We start from the raw sequence: 16374 nt of genomic DNA on the forward strand, positions 1-16374 counted from the left end.
GTCAGTTCAGCTCCTCGAGGGCCTTGGTCTTGCGGAAGCTGATGATCGAGATCGTGGCCACCACGATGAAGATCAGGATCGTGAAGGCCGACGCCAGACCGTAGTCGCGCGTCTGCCCCGTGAAGGCGACCTTGTAGACCATCGAGATCAGGATGTCGGTGTGTCCGACGGGGATCGACACGTCGCTGAAGCGCGGACCGCCCTTGGTGAGCATGTAGATCAGGTTGAAGTTGTTGAAGTTGAACGCGAACGACGAGATCAACAGCGGCGCGACGGTGACCAGCAGCAGCGGCAGCTTGATCCGCCGGAAGACCTGCCACGGGTTCGCGCCGTCCATCACCGCGGCTTCGTTCACATCCTCGGGGATGCCCTGCAGGGCGCCCATGCAGACGAGGAACATGTACGGGAAGCCGAGCCACAGGTTCACCAGCAGCACAGACACCTTCGCGAGCACCGGGTCGGTGAGCCACGGGATCGCGGCCCCGCCGAAGATCACCTGGTTGATGAAGCCGAAGCTCTCGTTCATCATTCCGGCCCAGACCAGCGCGGAGAGGAACGCGGGGAACGCGTACGGGAGGATGAGGATGATCCGGTATCCGTTGCGGAATCGCATGCGGGTGTTGTTGAAGACGAGCGCGAGCAGGAGTCCGAGGAAGAACGTCGTCGCGACAGAGATCAGCGCGAACGCGAAGGTCCACAGCGTGACCGAGATGAGCGGCCCGCGGATCGACGAGTCGGTCACCGCGCGCACGAAGTTGTCGAACCCGACCGTCGTCTGCCATCCGGGGAGGAGCTGCTCTCCGCCTTCGGCCGTGAAGGCTCCGTCACCGGTGTCCGCGTACACGGTGCCGGTGGTGGTGTCGGTGATGGTGTCCGCGGCCTCGTCGTATTCGAGCGTCGAGACGTACAGGTAGCCCTTCTGCCCGTCGGGAGCCCGCAGGCTGCCGTCGTTCGGATCATCGCTGAAGGGGACCGAGAGCTTCTCCAGCTCTTCGGAGAGTGTGAAGACGGTCGCGAGCGGGAGCGTGGTCCAGCCGTCGACCGCGACGGCCTTGCCGCCCTCGAACCGGGCGTCGACCTCTTCCAGGGGCTGCTCCGCGGTGCCGAGCAGCGCGTCGCCGGACTCCGGATCGGTCGCGAGCAGCCCGTAGGTTCCGAACTGCTCGACCACCGTGACGGGGTAGGTCGGCGAATCCTCGACCCGCTCCTGGGCCGAGGCGAGGAGCGAGGAGATCGCCTGGTCCTTGGTCCCGTTGTGACCCGTGCCGTAGTTCGTGAACCCGATGTACCCGGTGTAGAGCAGGGTGAAGACCTGGAACACGACCAGGAAGATGATGCCGGGCGTGAGGTACTTCGCCGCGATGCGCTTGCGGGAGAAGTAGATGTAGTTGACGAGGACGGCGACCACGACGACAATGCCGAGGATCAACCACTCCTGGTGGGCGAAGAGCACGAAGGCCGCATACAGCGCGATCGCGTCGACCACCGCCAGCAGGAGGATCTTCAGCAGCATCCAGCCGATGGGTCCGGATGCGGCCTCCGCGATCTTCGCGGCCTGGCGCTGGCGTCTGGTCGGAGGAGCTGTGCGCTCGTCGGTGTCTGTCATGTCGTCCTCGTCATGATCCTGCCGGGGCGGACGAAGACGCCCACCCCGGCAGAGTCAGTGTTCTGGCTGTTACTTGATCGCGGCGGTCACGTCGTCGACGAGCTTCTGCCACGTCGTCGTCGGGTCCTCGCCGTTGATGATCGCGGCCTCGGCCACGCCCCAGTACTGCCAGACCGCGCCCATGGCCGGGATGGCGGGCATCGGGACGGCGTCGGCGCCGACGGCCTGGAATCCGGCGATGATCGGATCGGCGGCGGCGGTGTCGGCTGCGGCGGTCAGGGCGGGCAGGATGTTGCCGGCCTTGAACAGCTCGAGCTGCACGTCTTCGGTGCCGATGTAGTTGACGAGGAAGTCGTTGGCCGCGACCTTGTTCTTCGACTCGGAGCTCACGAAGAAGCCCTTGACGCCGGCGAACGGCGAGGCGGTCTCACCGGTCGGGCTCGGGATCGGGTCGATCGCGACGTTGATGCCCGCGTCGGTGGCCGCGCCCACGTTCCACGGACCGGTCAGCCAGAAGGCCGCGGTGCCGTCGAGGAACTGCTGCTTGGCGATCTCGCCGTCGACGTCGGTGTTCAGCACGCCCGCTGCGCCCTGTGCGCCCAGCCAGTCGGCGAAGGCGAAGCCGCCCGCACTGCCCAGCTGGAGGTCGGTGGAGTCGTAGCTGCCGGTGTCATCGGTGCCGAACACCGGGGCCCCGAAAGCGGTCTGGAACGGATACAGGTGGTACGGGTTGCCCTCGGTCCCCTGCTCCACGACGAACGTGCCCTTCGAGACCATGTCGTCGAAGCTGGTCGCCGCGGCGGGGACGAGATCGGCGTTGCGGAGCACCGCGATGTTCTCGACGGCGTACGGAAGCATGTAGACGGTGCCATCGTAGGTGGCGGCCTGCAGGGCGACGGGGAGGTAGTCCTCGGAGCTGTCACCCAGCTCGATCGGCGCGACCACTCCGTTCGTGGAGAGCTCGCCCAGCCAGTCGTGCGCGCCCATGACGATGTCGGGGCCCTTGCCGGTCGGGACCTGCTGGATGAAGTCGTCCTTCATGTCGTCGACCGACTTGCCCGTGAGCTCGACCTTGACGCCGGTCTTCTCCTGGTAGGCGTCTGCCGCGCCCTGCAGTGCATCGACGCGCTCGGCATCGACCCAGACGACCAGCTTCCCGCTGTCGTCGGAGCCCGAGGTGTCGTCGCTGCTGGTCCCCGTGGAGCAGCCGGCAAGCGTCAGAGTCGAAACGATGGCGATCGCGCCCGCGGCGACGATGCCCCTCTTGTTCACCTTCATTGGTGTGTGCCTCTCTCAGTGCTGATCACCTGCAAGGACTGCAAGCGCTTACAGTATGCATCGAAATCGACGCTGTTTGCAATGAGAGTGGGCGTCGATATCAACCCGTGACCGAGAGAAGGGTGCCCGTCAGGTGTGAAAACGCTTCCACCTGCAGAGAAGAGGTCGCCCCGTAGACTGCCGACATGGCTGATGGTTCGCTTCGCATCGCGCGGATGACGGCAGGGATCGTCCTGGCGTTCTCCGCTGCTGTCCTCAGCGGGTGCACCGCGTTCGCCACCGGCTACGCCGTTCTGGACCGTGAAGCCGAAGGCGCAGACGCCCTTCCGGACGCGTTCATCGAGCAGGACCCCGCAGACATCGCCGACCTTTCGTCGGCGCGGTACGTCGGCGAGCATTCCGGCAGCTCGCTCTGGCTGTTGCGCGGGGTGGATCAGGGCTCTGTCTGCATACTCGCCTATCGGGACGAGACCGCAGGGATCATGGGGTGCGGCAGCGAAGGCGGCCCCGTCGAGATGAGCGGCCCCGCCGGCCATTTCGTGACCGTTCCGGACGACTACCCCACCCCGGACGGAGCCACCCGGATCTCCGACAATGTGTACGCGCTGAGCCCCTGAGTAGGATGAAACCATGGCTGACAGTTCATTTGACATCGTCTCGAAGGTCGACCACCAGGAGGCGGAGAACGCCCTGAACCAGGCCCGCAAGGAGATCGAGCAGCGCTACGACTTCAAGGGCACCGGTGCGTCGATCGCCTGGAGCGGCGAGAGCATCCTCATCATCGCGAACACCGAGGAGCGGGCCAAGGCCGTGCTCGACGTGTTCCAGTCCAAGCTCATCAAGCGGGGCATCTCCCTGAAGAGCCTCGAGTCGGGCGACCCGTTCGCCAGCGGCAAGGAGTTCCGCATCGTCTCGACACTCAAGGACGGCATCTCCTCGGAGAACGCGAAGAAGATCAACAAGATCATCCGCGACGAAGGCCCCAAGGGAGTCAAGAGCCAGATCCAGGGCGACGAGCTGCGCGTGCAATCCAAGAGCCGGGACGACCTGCAGTCGGTCATCGCACTACTCAAGGGTGCCGACCTCGATCTCGACTTGCAGTTCATCAACTACCGGTAAGCCGCCGCGACACGTCGCGGGGAGGGGGTCGGGTGCAGCGCACTCGGCCCCCTCTCTCGTCATTGTTGGATTGCATACCGATATATGGGTTGCGGTGCCCAAGACTGGGGAGTGGTCGACTCAATGCGACCGATGACGCGAACGCCGCATGACGCACTGCCGTCGTAGGGCTACGCGATCTCGGGATTGCGAGCTTGCCCTCGTGGGGACGAGGCCGCGGCAGTTCCATGCGCTCGCGTCTTCGGTGGCCGGCGGATGCCCTGCATCCGCCGGCCACGGAACCGCGAGCAAGAAGACCGCGAGTAAGAAGAGCCCACCTGAGTCACGCTGCGCGCCCCCACGCGGTTCGCGGACTCGGGTGGGGCTGTTGGCATCCGATGCGACTTCATGATGTAGTTGCCCTCCCGGGCGAATCATGGGGCGCTCGGGATCAGAAGGACAACTGGGGGCAGGTCCATGGCGAGTATCGGATCGACGAACATCGGAGAGAGCAAGCAGCTCTTGGCCGAGGAGGTCTTCCACCACATCGGAAGGCAGATCATCGACGGCACGTTGGCAGAGGGTGAGCGCATCCGCGATGTCGACGTCGCCGAAGAGCTGCATGTGTCGCGCACACCTGTTCGAGAGGCGCTTCAGCGCCTGGAGCGACTGGGAATGGTCACGATGTACCCGAGCCGGTACACCGAGGTCACGGCGGTGACGCCCGAGACGATGGCGCAGTCGCTCGAGTTCGCGGGGTATCAGGCCGGAATCGCGGCGCGACTGGCGGTGCCGAGGCTCACGGCGGCTCAGCGCGAGCATGTCATCACGCTCGTCGCCGCGATGAATGCGTCATTGGACGACCTGGCGACGACCTCCGGCGCCCGTTGGGCCGTGTTCTCGTACCTGGGCTCGCACAGCGGCAACGAGCAGCATCGCACACTGATCGACGATGCGAGCATGGTGCTTTTCCGCAACCTTCGGGACTGGGTGGTTCCCGCGTCCGATCGGGCGCGGATGGGGCAGGTCTACGACGATTTCCGCGACGCCGTGCGCGATGCCGACGGCGATGGAGCCGAACGCCTGGTCAGGGCGATGTACTACCTGTGAGCCCCGTCACAGCGCCGCGCGCCAACCCGTGACCCATCTGTCCAAGCGCCGGTAGGCGTCCTCCCGCGCGTCGTGTCGGGAGAGGAAGACGTCGTGGAGCGCGCCGTCGATGCGCTCGACGGTCACACTGGGACCGAGGCGGAGTGCCGCACGCGCGATGTCGTCGACCACCAGCACCGAGTCGGCGGAGGTGAGATCGTTCGACCAGCGCGTCGGCGGCACGAATCGTGCCGAGAGCAATACACATACCGGTGCGGTGATCGACAGCCCCGCGGCCACCGTCTTGTGCCCGGAGAGCACGGCGTGCAGCCACCCCGCGTACACCGCCATGGTCTGCGCGGGACGCCACACCGGGTTGACCTCCATCGGGTCGTCCGGATCGGCGACCTCCTGCTGCGCGCGGGTGTAGAAGCCGAGGTCGATCTGCGGTGCGGCCTCCATCGGCCGGATACGCGCCTGCAGCTCGACCATCGGCGCGATCGCGGCCCTCGCCGGCGCGAACTGGAATTCCAGCCAGGGGCTGTTGAGGATCACCGCGTCGGCCGCGCCCGGGTGCCGGGAAGCCCACAGGCTCAACGTCAGGCCGCCCGTGGAATGCCCGAGAAGAACGAGTCGTCGATCGGATTCGAGGCCGCCCTCACCTCGACCCATCGCATCCAGCGCTGCCCCGATGTCCTCGTCGTAGATGGCGAGTTCGGCGATGTAGCCCGGGGTCTGCCCGTCGCGGAGGCTGCGACCGTACTTGCGCAGGTCGAGGGCGAAGAAGCGGGCCCCCCGAGACGTCCAGAATCGAGCGAGCCGCTTCTGGAAGAAGTAGTCGGACCAACCGTGCACGTACAGCACATCGACTCCGTCGAGAGGCGGACGATTGCCGCTCGCCCGCGCCCACAGACCGGGCCTCTTCGGCAGCGCACGCACCAGAGTCGCCACCACGGGGCCCTGATCGTCCGTGCCGAGATCGAGCGTCAGCTGCTCGAACTCGTCGCCCAGGACATCAGGGATCCACTCGGCCATGCGTTCCTCCCCCGTCGTCGCCAGGCTAGCCGAGAGCGCGACCGGTCGGGGGAAGGCCGACCGCGACCGCGCTATTCGCCGCGCGAGACGCGGACCATCTCGTCGCGCGGGACCACCTTCACGCGGGCGCGCTCCTCCGGGGCGCCGAGAGCGATCTCGTGCTCGTCGAGGCGGTGCCAGCCATCGAGGTCGGTCCAGCGCACACCGCGCTCCTGCAGGAGTTCGACGATCGCCTCCTCCGAGGGGTCCTCCGGGTGCCACCAGGAACCCTGATCGTTGATGATGTGGCGCACGGTCTCCATCGCATCGGACTTCGTGTGCCCGATTAGCCCGACCGGGCCGCGCTTGATCCATCCGGTCGCGTAGATGCCGGGCACGCGGTCGTTCGAATCCTTCGCGAGGACCTGGCCCTCGCGGTTCGGGATCACCCCGTGCTTCTTGTCGAACGGAACGCCGGGAAGCGGGGATCCGAAGTAGCCGATGGCACGGTAGAGGGCCTGCAGGGGCACCTCGCGCAACTCGCCGGTGCCGACCGCGCCACCCTGGCCGTCGGGCCGGGTGCGCTCGTACACGAGAGCCGCGACGCGACCGTTCTCGTCCTTGCGGACCTCGACCGGCTTCGCCCAGAAGTGCAGATGCAGACGGCGCGATGCCGTGCCTCCGGCGTTGTTGACCGACTCCCGTTTGCGCCACGACTGCAGGATGCGATCGATGACCATGACCTGCTTGTTGCTGGCGACCGCGTCTTTGGCGGCGTCGTCGTAGTCGAAGTCCTCGTCGTAGACGACCATGTCGACGTCGCGCAGCTCGCCGAGCTCGCGCAGTTCGAGCGGGGTGAACTTGACCTGCGCCGGCCCCCGCCGCCCGAACACGTGCACATCCGTGATCTCGCTGGCCTTGAGACCCTCGTAGACGTTGGCCGGCACCTCGGTGACGAGCAGGTCCTCCGCGTGCTTGGCCAGCATGCGGGCCACGTCGAGCGCGACGTTGCCGTTGCCGAGCACGCCGACGGAAGCGGCGTCGAGCGGCCATTCACGCGGCACGTCGGGGTGGCCGTCGAACCAGCTGACGTAGTCCGCCGCTCCGTACGAGGCGACGGCATCGATGCCGGGGATGTCGAGCGAGGTGTCACGGATCGCACCGGTCGCGAAGATCACCGCGTTGTAGTGCTTCTTGAGGTCTTCGAGGGTGATGTCCTCGCCGAAGCGGACGTTGCCGAACAGGCGGATGTCACCGCGGTCCAGCACGTCGCGAAGGGCGGTGATGATGCCCTTGATGCGGGGGTGGTCAGGGGCGACGCCGTAGCGCACCAGTCCGTACGGCGCGGGGAGTTGTTCGAACAGGTCGATCGAGACGTCGAACTTGCGCTCCGCCTTCAGCAGGATGTCCGCCGCGTAGATGCCGGCGGGGCCCGCACCGACGATGGCCAGTCTGAGCTTGGTCATGGGAGGTCCTTTCGTATGCCGTCGCAGCCGGTGCCCGCGGCCCGAAGGGCCGCCGCGCGGAGTCAGCTGGAGCGTTCGGCGAGGGTCTCAGCGAATCGGGTCAGCGCCTCGCGCACGGTTCCGCGCGGGAGAGGCCGGAGAGCGTCGACGGCGTCGCGCGTCCACGCGTGGGCGAGCTCGAGGGTCTTCTGCGTCACGACGTGGTCGCGCAACTCGTCCAACGGGCCGTCGAGGATGGCCGGGTCCGCTCCGTCGGCGATGAGGGCGACGCCGTCATCGATGCGCGCCGCGAGGTCGATCGACGCCTCGTCCCCCTCCGCCTTGAGCAGCAGATACGGCATCGTCGGAACGCCGGCGCGCAGGTCGGTGCCCGGCACCTTGCCGGTCTCCTCGGGCTTCGCGGAGAGGTCGATCACGTCGTCGAGCAGCTGGAACGCGACTCCGATCTTCTCGCCGTACACGCGCAGCGGCTCCTCGTACTCCGAGGGAGCGTTGGAGAAGATCACCCCGCCCTGCGTCGCCGCGGCGATCAGGGAGCCCGTCTTGTCGGCGAGCACCTGGATGTAGAACTCGATCGGGTCGTCGCCGTCCTGCGGTCCCAGGGTCTCGTGCATCTGGCCGAGCACCAGACGCTCGAACGTGTCGGCCTGGAGACGGATGGCACGCTCCCCCAGCCGCGACATCAGCTGGCTGGCACGGGAGAACAGGATGTCGCCCGTGAGGATCGCGATGTTGTTGCCCCACACGGCATGCGCGGCGGGAACCCCTCGGCGGCGGTCGGCACCGTCCATCACGTCGTCGTGGTACAGCGAGCCGAGATGCGTGATCTCGAGGGCCTTCGCGACGTCGATGACCTCGGTGGTGTTGCCGTCGCCGAGTTGCGCGGCGAGGAGCGTGAGCACGGGGCGGATGCGCTTCCCGCCCGCCTCGTACAGGTAACGGCTGGCGGCGTCGGCCAGCGGGTCGGCGACGCGGACGTCGTCGGCCAGGCCGGTCTCGACGAGCTCCAGCCCGTCTTCGATGGCGCGCGCGACACGTCGGGCGGCAGGGCCGATGAAGACGCGATCGCTGAAGCCGAGACGGCTCGCCAGTCGCGAACCCGGGGCGATGGGGCTCGAAGTCACGTTCTCAGCCTACCTTCGTCGGATGTCGAGGTTTCGCCCGAGAGACTCACTCCGGTTTGCGCGCTCTGTGCAGGGCCACGATGCCGAACGAGAGATTGCGGTAGGCGACGTCGCTCCAGCCCGCCTCGCGGATCCAGGCGGAGAGCCGCTTCTGGTCCGGCCACTCGCGGATCGACTCGTTCAGATAGTCGTAGGCGTCGCCGTTCGTACCGGCGACGCGGGCCACCCGCGGGAGCACCTGGGCGTTGTAGAAGCGGTAGGCGCTGCGGAAGAGCTTTCCCGGCGGGGTCGAGAACTCGTTGATCACGAGCCGTCCTCCGGGCTTGGTCACGCGGTAGAGCTCGCTCAGCGCCTTCTTCGGATCGTTCACGTTGCGCAGCGCGTACGACATCGTGACCGCGTCGAACGTCGCATCCGGGAACGGCAGATCCGTGGCATCGGCCTGCACGAACGACAGGTTGCGCATGGCGCCGTGCCGGCGCTCGCCCTCGGCGAGCATGCCGGGTGAGAAATCGGCCGCGACCACCTCGGCGCCGCTCCGCGCAAGGGACGCCGACGACGAGGCCGTGCCCGCCCCCAGGTCGAGGATCCGCTCCCCCGGCTTCGGAGCGACCGCTCGGGTGGTCGCCGCACGCCACAGCACGTCGTTGCCGAAGGTCATCGCGGTGTTCGTCCGGTCGTACCCTGCGGCGACCTGGTCGAACATGCCGCTGACGCGGGCGGGGTCCTTGCCGAGATCGGCGCGGTTCTTCTCGTTCGAGGTCACGAGTTCAGTCTAGGCGCGAGGCCCAGCGCTTCGAGGCGGTCGAGCCAGGGATCGGCGGTCGCATCGTCGAACGGCGCGACCCGGGCCCGCACCCGCTCCTCGAGGTCGAGCGCGAGGGATTCCAGATGCGACATGACATCGGTCGGGTAGCCGTAACGGGCACTGTGGTCGGCCCATTCGTCGCGGTCGTCGACCCACGTTCCCCGTTCCCCTTCCACGCGCACCACGTCGAGGTCCATGTCGATCCCGGTCGCCAGCAGCGGATCATCGGACCAGCGGATGTCCCACCCCAGATCGATGTAGATGCGCATGCCCTTGCGGTGACGGCGATTGACGGTGAGCGCATGGTCACCGCTCGCCGGGACCAGGGTGACGTTCGGACCGCCCGCGTGGAACTCGGCGCCGGGGCGCACACTGTGCCATCCGACGGGCTGCCCGATCCAGTCGCCCCACTCGTCGGCGCCGAGATAGACGCACTCGTGCCGCCAGTGCGGCGAGCCATCCCATTTGCGCCATTGGAAGACCATCTCGGTGCCGGGTGCAGGACGTGCGTCGCTCATCCGCTCACCCTACGACCACGCGGATCCATGCGCCTTGAGCGGCATAGGCTGGAGACGTGCACACCACCCACCTGGTCGTGGAGACCCGCGAGATCGACCCGGTCGAAGACCTCCTGGCCTACGCGGACCCCGCCCGCCCTCTTGCCTGGCTGCGCCGCGGAGACGGGATCGTCGCCGTCGGCCGACCGCTCACGGAGATCCGTCCCGCGGTCGAAGCGGGAACGTCACGCGTCGAGACCCTCGCGGCTGCCTGGCGCACCATGGCGGCGCAGTCCGAGATCTCCGACCCGATGGGCCTCCCGGGCACGGGGCTCGTGGCCTTCGGGGCATTCGCGTTCGACGAGGACTCGGCCGCGGACAGCGTGCTCGTGGTGCCCACGCAGGTGGTGGGGCGACACGGCGACCGGTTCTGGCGCACCACGCTCCGCCTCGCCGGCGCTCCGGACGACCGTGACGAGCTCGTCACCCAGCCCTACGGCCCGCACTGGGCCGGCACCGTCGGCCCCGGAGCGCAGAGCCCGCAGGGATACCAGGATTCGGTGCGCCGCGCCCTCGCCCGCATCGCCGACGGAGACCTGAGCAAGGTCGTGCTGGCCCGCGACCTCACCGGGAGCATCCCGGCAGGCTCCGACCTGCGTCGGCTCGTGCGCGCCCTTTCGACCGGCTACCCCGACACGTGGGCGTTCGCCGTCGACGGGCTGATCGGTGCGAGCCCGGAGACGCTCGTCACCGTGCACGACGGAACCGTCACCGCACGGGTGCTGGCGGGGACGATCGGCCGTGGCGCGGACGCCGACGCCGACACCGCCGCATCCGCTCACCTCGCGTCGAGCGTCAAAGACCTCGACGAACACCAGTACGCCGTGCAGAGCGTGCTCGCCTCGCTCCGATCCCACACCCGGGCGCTGGCGGCGAGCGAACAGCCCTTCCTGTTGAAGCTGCCGAATCTGTTCCATCTGGCCACCGACGTCGAGGGCGAGCTGGCCGATGGGGAGAGCGCGCTCGACCTGGTGCGGGCACTGCATCCGACCGCCGCCGTCGCCGGCACTCCGACACCGGCGGCGATCGACGCGATCCGCGAGCTCGAACCCTTCGACCGCGGGCGCTATGCCGGCCCCGTGGGCTGGGTGGATGCCGCCGGCAACGGCGAATGGGCGATCGCGCTGCGCTGCGCGCAGTTCGCCGAGCGCCAGGGAGAGATCGGCGTCACGGCCTACGCGGGCGCCGGAATCGTCGCCGGCTCCGACCCGGAGAGCGAACTGCTCGAGACGCGCGTGAAGTTCCGCCCTCTGGTCGACGCGCTCGCCTGAGCACACCCCGGGAGCTCAGCTGGCGGCGAGACGCTTCTTCTCGGCCTCGACATCGAAGTCGGCACGTGGCCACTGCGGGTCGATGTCTTCCAGGGCCGCGAGCAGCAGTTCCTGCACGGCCAGCCGGGCGTACCACTTGGCGTTCGCGGGGATCACGTGCCACGGGGCCACCTCGGTCGAGGTGCGATCGAACACGGCCTGGTACGCCTCCATGTACTGCGGCCACAGCATCCGCTCGTCCACGTCGCCGGGGTTGTACTTCCAGTGCTTGTCCGGACGCTCGAGTCGCTCCATCAGCCGCGACTTCTGCTCTTCCGGTGAGATGTGCAGCATGACCTTGACGATGCGGGTGCCGGATGCCGCGACCCGGGACTCGAACTCGTTGATGGCGTCGTAGCGGCGCTCGATCTCGTCCGGCGGGGCGAGTTCGCGCACACGCCCGATCAGCACATCCTCGTAGTGGGAGCGGTCGAACACCCCGATGAACCCCGGTTCAGGCAGACGCTTCTCGATGCGCCAGAGGAAGTCGTGCGCGCGTTCCTCTGCCGTCGGCGCCTTGAACGCGGCGAGCGCGATGCCCTGCGGGTCGACGCCGCCGACAACGTGCCGCACGATGCCGCCCTTGCCGGCCGAGTCCATCGCCTGCAGCACCAGCAGCACCGCATCCTTCGCCACCCCTGCCCGACTCTCGGCGAAGAGCCGCTCCTGCAGCACATTGAGGTCGGTGAGCCCGGCTGCGAGGTCGGAGACCCCGCGGGACTTGCCGTGGTCGTATCCGGGCTTGGCGTCGGGGTCGATGTCGGCGAGACGGAATCCCTCGTCGACTCGCAGCGTCTGCGTCCAGGTGTGCGCGTTCATACGCACATCCTGCCAGTCAACGCGCCAGTGGCACCTCGATGATCTGACGTCCACCACGAGGCGAGGTCAGGGCCTGATCCAGTGCCGTGCGGGTGGTGACCCGCTGGTACTCCCAGCCGTACGCGAGGGCGAGGTGCTCGAGGCGGATCGTGTGCGGCGTGTAGAAGGCGCGATCGAGGTCGCCGGGGCGTGCTGACGATGCGACCTCGAGAGAGTCGAAGATCGTGCCCCCGCCGTCGTTGCCGACGACGACCTGCAACCGGGGCTCGGTCTCGTCAGGCGGCAGCAGCAGGGCGCCGACGTCGTGCAGGAAGGCGAGGTCGCCCAGCAGCACCCGCGTCACGCCGGGGACGCCGGCCGCCTGACTCGCGATCGCGACTCCGGTCGCGGTGGCGATCGTGCCGTCGATGCCGGCGAGACCGCGGTTGGCATGGACGGGGACCTTCTTGCCGCCGAGCACCTGATCGGCGACGCGGACGAGCCGGGAGGAGCCGAACACCAGGCGGTCGTGCGGCCAGGTGGCGCGCCACACGGCATCGACGAGCAGCTCGCGATCGAGCGGACGGCGGACGGCGTCGAGCTCGGCCCTCACGGCTTGCCTGCGCGCCGCGAAATCGGAGGACGCCAGCGCTTCCGGATCGGGGGCGCGCTCGCTCAGGTCTACGGTCTCGGCCGCGGATGCTCGCATCCACTCCCCGAGCCAGCTGCGATCCGCGACGCCCGGAGCGACGACGACGGCGTCGACCCCCCTCGTACGGTGATTGAGGTTCAGCTCCTCGCCGCCGCGGTGCACGGCCACGACCTCGATATCCTGACGCGAGAGGAGTGCGGCGACCTCACGACTGAGTGTCGGATGCCCGAGGACGACGACCCGCTCGACGCGTCCGCCGAGATCCTCACGCGCGAGCAGTCGACGGTAGCCGTGTACGATCTGGCGTCCGAATCGCGCGCCGCTCACGATCTCGGCGATCAGCGGCCAGCCTCCGACGTGCGCGATCTCCTCGGCATCGGGGCCGGCGTCGGCCCCGGCGACCACGACGGTGCGCGGCCCGCGGTCGAGTTCGAACGGTGTGCTTCTCAGAGCCTCCGGCGCCTCGCCCGGGGTGATGGCGATCGAGGGCAGATCGCCCGAGAGCGGTTCCCGGGACGGGAGGTTCAGATGCACGGGTCCGGAGATCCCGCGAAGGCCGCTCTCGACCTCGCGAGCACCCATCGCCGCGGCCACGGCCTGCGCAGCGAGTCCCGACCAGTCGCCATCCCCGGGCACCGGAGCGTCCAGCTGGTCACGCACCCACGGATGGAAGAGGCCGTCCTGGAGCGTCGCCTGGTTGGCACCGACCCCGCGCAGCTCGGGCGGCCGGTCGGCGGTGAGCAGCAGCAGCGGCACCCCGGAGTGGAAGGCCTCCATCACCGCGGGCAGCAGGTTCGCGACGGCCGTTCCCGAGGTGCACACCACCGCGGCGGGCACGCCCGTCTCACGGGCGATTCCGAGAGCCGTGAAGCCGGCGACCCGCTCGTCGATCCGGACGTGCACCCGGACGTGTCCGTCATCGGCGGCCCGTACCGCGGCGAGCGCGAGGGCCTGCGAGCGTGAGCCCGGAGACACCACGATGTGGCGCACGCCCTGGGCGACGAGGTCGGCGATCAGGGATGCCGCAGCATCCATGGCCGGCGACGGGGTCACGGGCGCTGGTCCGTGGCGGGAGGCTCGTCGGTCTCCTCGTCCAGACGGGCGAGCTCCTCTTCGAGGCGGCGGATGCGCGCATCCTGCTCGGTCTTGCTGATGCTGCGCAGGAAGGCCGGGTCGTCGTCGGGCGCGACGACCGGACGGACCCCGGGATCGTTCGCACGTCGACGGCCGATCACGAACCAGAGGATGCCTCCGATCACGGGAAGGAGCACCACGATCAGGATCCAGACGGGCTTGGACACACCGCGGTGCCGCGTCGCCGGCTGCACTGCGCAGTCGACGATGCTGAACACCCAGAACACGGCGGCGAGGAAGCCGCCGACGATCAGTAGTCTCGCCACCCCTCCAGTGTAGGCGCGCCACGGCTTCCCCGGCCCCGGGGAGGACAGAGGCGCCGTTGCTAGACTGCGCGGGAAATGCTGCCCTCATCGCCGGATCCGATGCCGCGAGCGCGGGCCGAGCGGATGCTGATCGCCCGGGTGATCACCGCCGTCGGCCTCGCGCTCCTACTCGTGGTCGGCGCCTGGTCGACCTCGCGGGGTTCGGCCGATGTGCATGCGACGCTGTGTCTCGCCTCCGGCGTCTCGGAGTCGACGGCTGCCGCCCCGACGGCAGGTGACCCGGCGGCAGCGCCCACGATCGACGTGCTCAGCTCCGGTGTCGGGATCTGCCTGCTCGCGGTGCTCGGCGGCGTCGCGCTGGTCCTGCTGTTCCGCCGGCTCGCCGGGGGCACCCGGCCGCTCGGCACCCGCGCCCCGCGCACGGTGTCGCCGAGTCGCGCGGGTCCGCGCGCCTTCGTCCCCGCCCTGACTCTCACGCAGCTCTCCATCTCCCGCACCTGACCCGCCGACGCGCGCATCGAGCCGCCCGAAAGCGGCACCCTTCCCTCGTCGTACCCGTGTGTCTGGAGACCCCATGAAGAACTCTGTCAAAGCGACCCTGATCGCCATCGCCGTCGCCATCGTCCTGCTGATCGCCGGAATCGTCTTCGCGATCAGCCAACAGCAACCCGCCGCGCCCGCGGAGGGCGGAGAGCCGCAGCAGACCGTCCGCACCGATTCCCATGTGCTCGACGACGGGGGCGAGGGCGCCGTGACCGTGGTCGAGTTCCTCGACTTCGAGTGCGAGGCGTGCGGGGCGTTCTACCCCGTCGTCGAAGACCTCAGGGAGAAGTACGACGGCGAGATCACGTATGTCGTCCGCTACTTCCCCCTGCCCGGGCACATCAACTCCACCCAGGCCGCGCTGGCCGCCGAGGCCGCCGGGCAGCAGGACCGCTTCGAGGACATGTACCGCCGTCTGTTCGAGACGCAGGCGCAGTGGGGCGAGCAGCCCGAGGAGACCCCCGAGGTGTTCCGCGGGTTCGCCCAGGATCTCGGGCTCGACATGGGCGCGTACGATGCCGCGATCGCCGACCCGGCCACCGCGGAGCGCGTGCAGTCCGACAAGGCCGACGGCGAGAAGCTCGGGGTGAACAGCACGCCGACGTTCTTCATCGACGGCGAGAAGATCGTGTTGCAGGAGTGGGATGACCTCGAACAGGCCATCGAGAAGGCCGTGAACGGCTGACATGGAAAGGCGGATGGCGCGGCTTCCGTGTCGAAGCCGCGCGGTCCCGCCGCACCGATATTCTGGCCGCATACCCAGGAGAGGGCCAGAATGACCATCGACATCACGACCGCCTTGCAGACGACCCACAACGCCCGCGAACTCGCCGGGATCCCGACCTCGGGCGGCGGCACGCTCGCCTCCGGTCTGCTCTTCCGATCGGACGCGCTCGCCGCGCTGACCGACGAGGGGATGCAGGCGCTGGCCGACCTCCGCATCGGCACCGTGATCGATCTGCGCACCGAGGGCGAACGCGCGCGCGCCGCGGATCGCCTGCCCGACGACGGCAGCGTGACGCTCCTGACTCTGCCCATGCAGGGCGGCGCGATGGACGAGATGGTGAAGCAGCTGCTCCCTGCAACCGGCGGAGCGGGACTCTCGGTGACCCAGGTCGCCGAGGTGCTGAAGCAGGTGCCGACGTTGGAGGAGCTGTACGTCTCGATCCTGGCGGCCAGCGCCACCCCGTTCGCGACCATCGCGCGGACGGTGCTCGAAGCCTCGCGCACCGAACGACCCGGCGTGCTGTTCCACTGCACTGCGGGCAAGGACCGCACGGGGCTCGCCGCCGCGATCCTGCTGCTCGTCGCCGAAGCACCTCGCGAGGCGATCGTCGAGGACTACACGCAGACGGAGAAGAATCTGGCGCGGGGTTTCGCCGAAGCCCTCACCGCACTGATCACCTCGCTCGGCGTCCCCCTCACGCCGGCCCTGAAGACGCTCGCGACCGAGGCTCCGGCATCCGCCATCGAGGCTGCGATGGACTGGATCGACGACAACCACGGCGACGTCGCGGGCTATCTGCGAAGCGGCGGTCTGACCGACGACGAGATCGCCGACCTTCGTCGAGTGCTTCGCGGGGAGTAGGAGTGCCCGCGCCCGTGCGGACGCAGCCCTCGCTACGCTGAGC

At 68.5% G+C, this 16374-nt stretch carries 17 protein-coding genes; 7 read left to right on the plus strand and 10 right to left on the minus strand.

Annotation, left to right across the window (positions count from 1 at the left end; all coding sequences use genetic code 11):
* Position 1 precedes the first annotated feature (1 nt).
* Both MicroSTF_RS08090 and MicroSTF_RS08095 read right to left on the minus strand, forming a co-directional pair.
* Entirely contained in the window at positions 2 to 1606 is a 1605-nt protein-coding gene (locus MicroSTF_RS08090) for an ABC transporter permease subunit (RefSeq protein WP_029258215.1), read from the minus strand.
* Positions 1607 to 1675: 69 nt separating this feature from the next.
* Entirely contained in the window at positions 1676 to 2884 is a 1209-nt protein-coding gene (locus MicroSTF_RS08095) for a sugar ABC transporter substrate-binding protein (protein ID WP_029267389.1), read from the minus strand.
* A gap of 185 nt (positions 2885 to 3069) precedes the next feature.
* Between MicroSTF_RS08095 and MicroSTF_RS08100 the strand changes: the two genes are divergently transcribed.
* From MicroSTF_RS08100 to MicroSTF_RS08110, 3 genes are all read left to right on the plus strand, one after another.
* A complete protein-coding gene (locus MicroSTF_RS08100; RefSeq protein ID WP_322954854.1) occupies positions 3070 to 3501 on the plus strand; it encodes a hypothetical protein in 432 nt (143 codons plus the stop codon).
* 13 nt (positions 3502 to 3514) lie between these two features.
* Positions 3515 to 4003, plus strand: a complete 489-nt coding sequence (locus tag MicroSTF_RS08105) for a YajQ family cyclic di-GMP-binding protein (RefSeq protein ID WP_017829222.1) — start codon at positions 3515 to 3517, stop codon at positions 4001 to 4003.
* A gap of 456 nt (positions 4004 to 4459) precedes the next feature.
* Positions 4460 to 5092, plus strand: coding sequence for a GntR family transcriptional regulator (locus tag MicroSTF_RS08110; RefSeq protein ID WP_021201136.1), 633 nt, complete (start codon positions 4460 to 4462; stop codon positions 5090 to 5092).
* Positions 5093 to 5098: 6 nt separating this feature from the next.
* On the opposite strand, the gene MicroSTF_RS08115 is transcribed toward MicroSTF_RS08110, so the two are convergent.
* From MicroSTF_RS08115 to MicroSTF_RS08135, 5 genes are all read right to left on the minus strand, one after another.
* Entirely contained in the window at positions 5099 to 6106 is a 1008-nt protein-coding gene (locus MicroSTF_RS08115) for an alpha/beta hydrolase (protein WP_322954857.1), read from the minus strand.
* A 71-nt stretch (positions 6107 to 6177) separates the two neighbouring features.
* A complete protein-coding gene (locus MicroSTF_RS08120; protein ID WP_297555750.1) occupies positions 6178 to 7551 on the minus strand; it encodes an FAD-dependent oxidoreductase in 1374 nt (457 codons plus the stop codon).
* Between the two features lie 62 nt (positions 7552 to 7613).
* Positions 7614 to 8675, minus strand: a complete 1062-nt coding sequence (locus tag MicroSTF_RS08125) for a polyprenyl synthetase family protein (RefSeq protein ID WP_021201139.1) — start codon at positions 8673 to 8675, stop codon at positions 7614 to 7616.
* 46 nt (positions 8676 to 8721) lie between these two features.
* A complete protein-coding gene (locus MicroSTF_RS08130) occupies positions 8722 to 9441 on the minus strand; it encodes a class I SAM-dependent methyltransferase (RefSeq protein ID WP_029258220.1) in 720 nt (239 codons plus the stop codon).
* The gene (locus tag MicroSTF_RS08135; RefSeq protein ID WP_297555749.1) at positions 9438 to 10001 is read right to left on the minus strand and encodes a hypothetical protein; all 564 of its coding nucleotides are present in this window, start codon (positions 9999 to 10001) and stop codon (positions 9438 to 9440) included. Before MicroSTF_RS08135 ends, MicroSTF_RS08130 begins: the two co-directional genes overlap by 4 nt.
* 56 nt (positions 10002 to 10057) lie before the next feature.
* Between MicroSTF_RS08135 and MicroSTF_RS08140 the strand changes: the two genes are divergently transcribed.
* A complete protein-coding gene (locus MicroSTF_RS08140; protein ID WP_029267411.1) occupies positions 10058 to 11311 on the plus strand; it encodes an isochorismate synthase in 1254 nt (417 codons plus the stop codon).
* Between the two features lie 15 nt (positions 11312 to 11326).
* Here the strand turns inward: MicroSTF_RS08140 and MicroSTF_RS08145 are convergent, their stop codons facing one another.
* From MicroSTF_RS08145 to MicroSTF_RS08155, 3 genes are read right to left on the minus strand one after another with little or no spacing between them, the layout of a single operon-like run.
* On the minus strand, positions 11327 to 12169 hold the full coding sequence (locus MicroSTF_RS08145; protein ID WP_322954862.1) for a polyphosphate kinase 2 family protein: 843 nt from the start codon (positions 12167 to 12169) through the stop codon (positions 11327 to 11329).
* Positions 12170 to 12185: 16 nt separating this feature from the next.
* Positions 12186 to 13835, minus strand: a complete 1650-nt coding sequence (gene menD, locus MicroSTF_RS08150; RefSeq protein ID WP_322956363.1) for a 2-succinyl-5-enolpyruvyl-6-hydroxy-3-cyclohexene-1-carboxylic-acid synthase — start codon at positions 13833 to 13835, stop codon at positions 12186 to 12188.
* Between the two features lie 14 nt (positions 13836 to 13849).
* Positions 13850 to 14200, minus strand: coding sequence for a PLD nuclease N-terminal domain-containing protein (locus tag MicroSTF_RS08155; protein WP_021201145.1), 351 nt, complete (start codon positions 14198 to 14200; stop codon positions 13850 to 13852).
* Between the two features lie 75 nt (positions 14201 to 14275).
* On the opposite strand from MicroSTF_RS08155, the gene MicroSTF_RS08160 reads away from it, so the two are divergent.
* The 3 genes from MicroSTF_RS08160 (at position 14276) to MicroSTF_RS08170 (ending at position 16331) form a co-directional block, all read left to right on the plus strand.
* Positions 14276 to 14701 (plus strand): hypothetical protein, encoded by a 426-nt coding sequence (locus tag MicroSTF_RS08160; protein WP_021201146.1) that lies wholly within the window; start codon positions 14276 to 14278, stop codon positions 14699 to 14701.
* A 73-nt stretch (positions 14702 to 14774) separates the two neighbouring features.
* Positions 14775 to 15428 carry a DsbA family protein gene (locus MicroSTF_RS08165; protein ID WP_029260036.1) on the plus strand — a complete coding sequence of 218 codons (654 nt, stop codon included), beginning with the start codon at positions 14775 to 14777 and terminating at the stop codon, positions 15426 to 15428.
* A gap of 90 nt (positions 15429 to 15518) precedes the next feature.
* Positions 15519 to 16331, plus strand: a complete 813-nt coding sequence (locus MicroSTF_RS08170) for a tyrosine-protein phosphatase (RefSeq protein WP_021201148.1) — start codon at positions 15519 to 15521, stop codon at positions 16329 to 16331.
* Positions 16332 to 16374: the final 43 nt, after the last annotated feature.

The organism is Microbacterium sp. STF-2 (genome assembly GCF_034650155.1).
Lineage (GTDB): Bacteria > Actinomycetota > Actinomycetes > Actinomycetales > Microbacteriaceae > Microbacterium > Microbacterium maritypicum_A.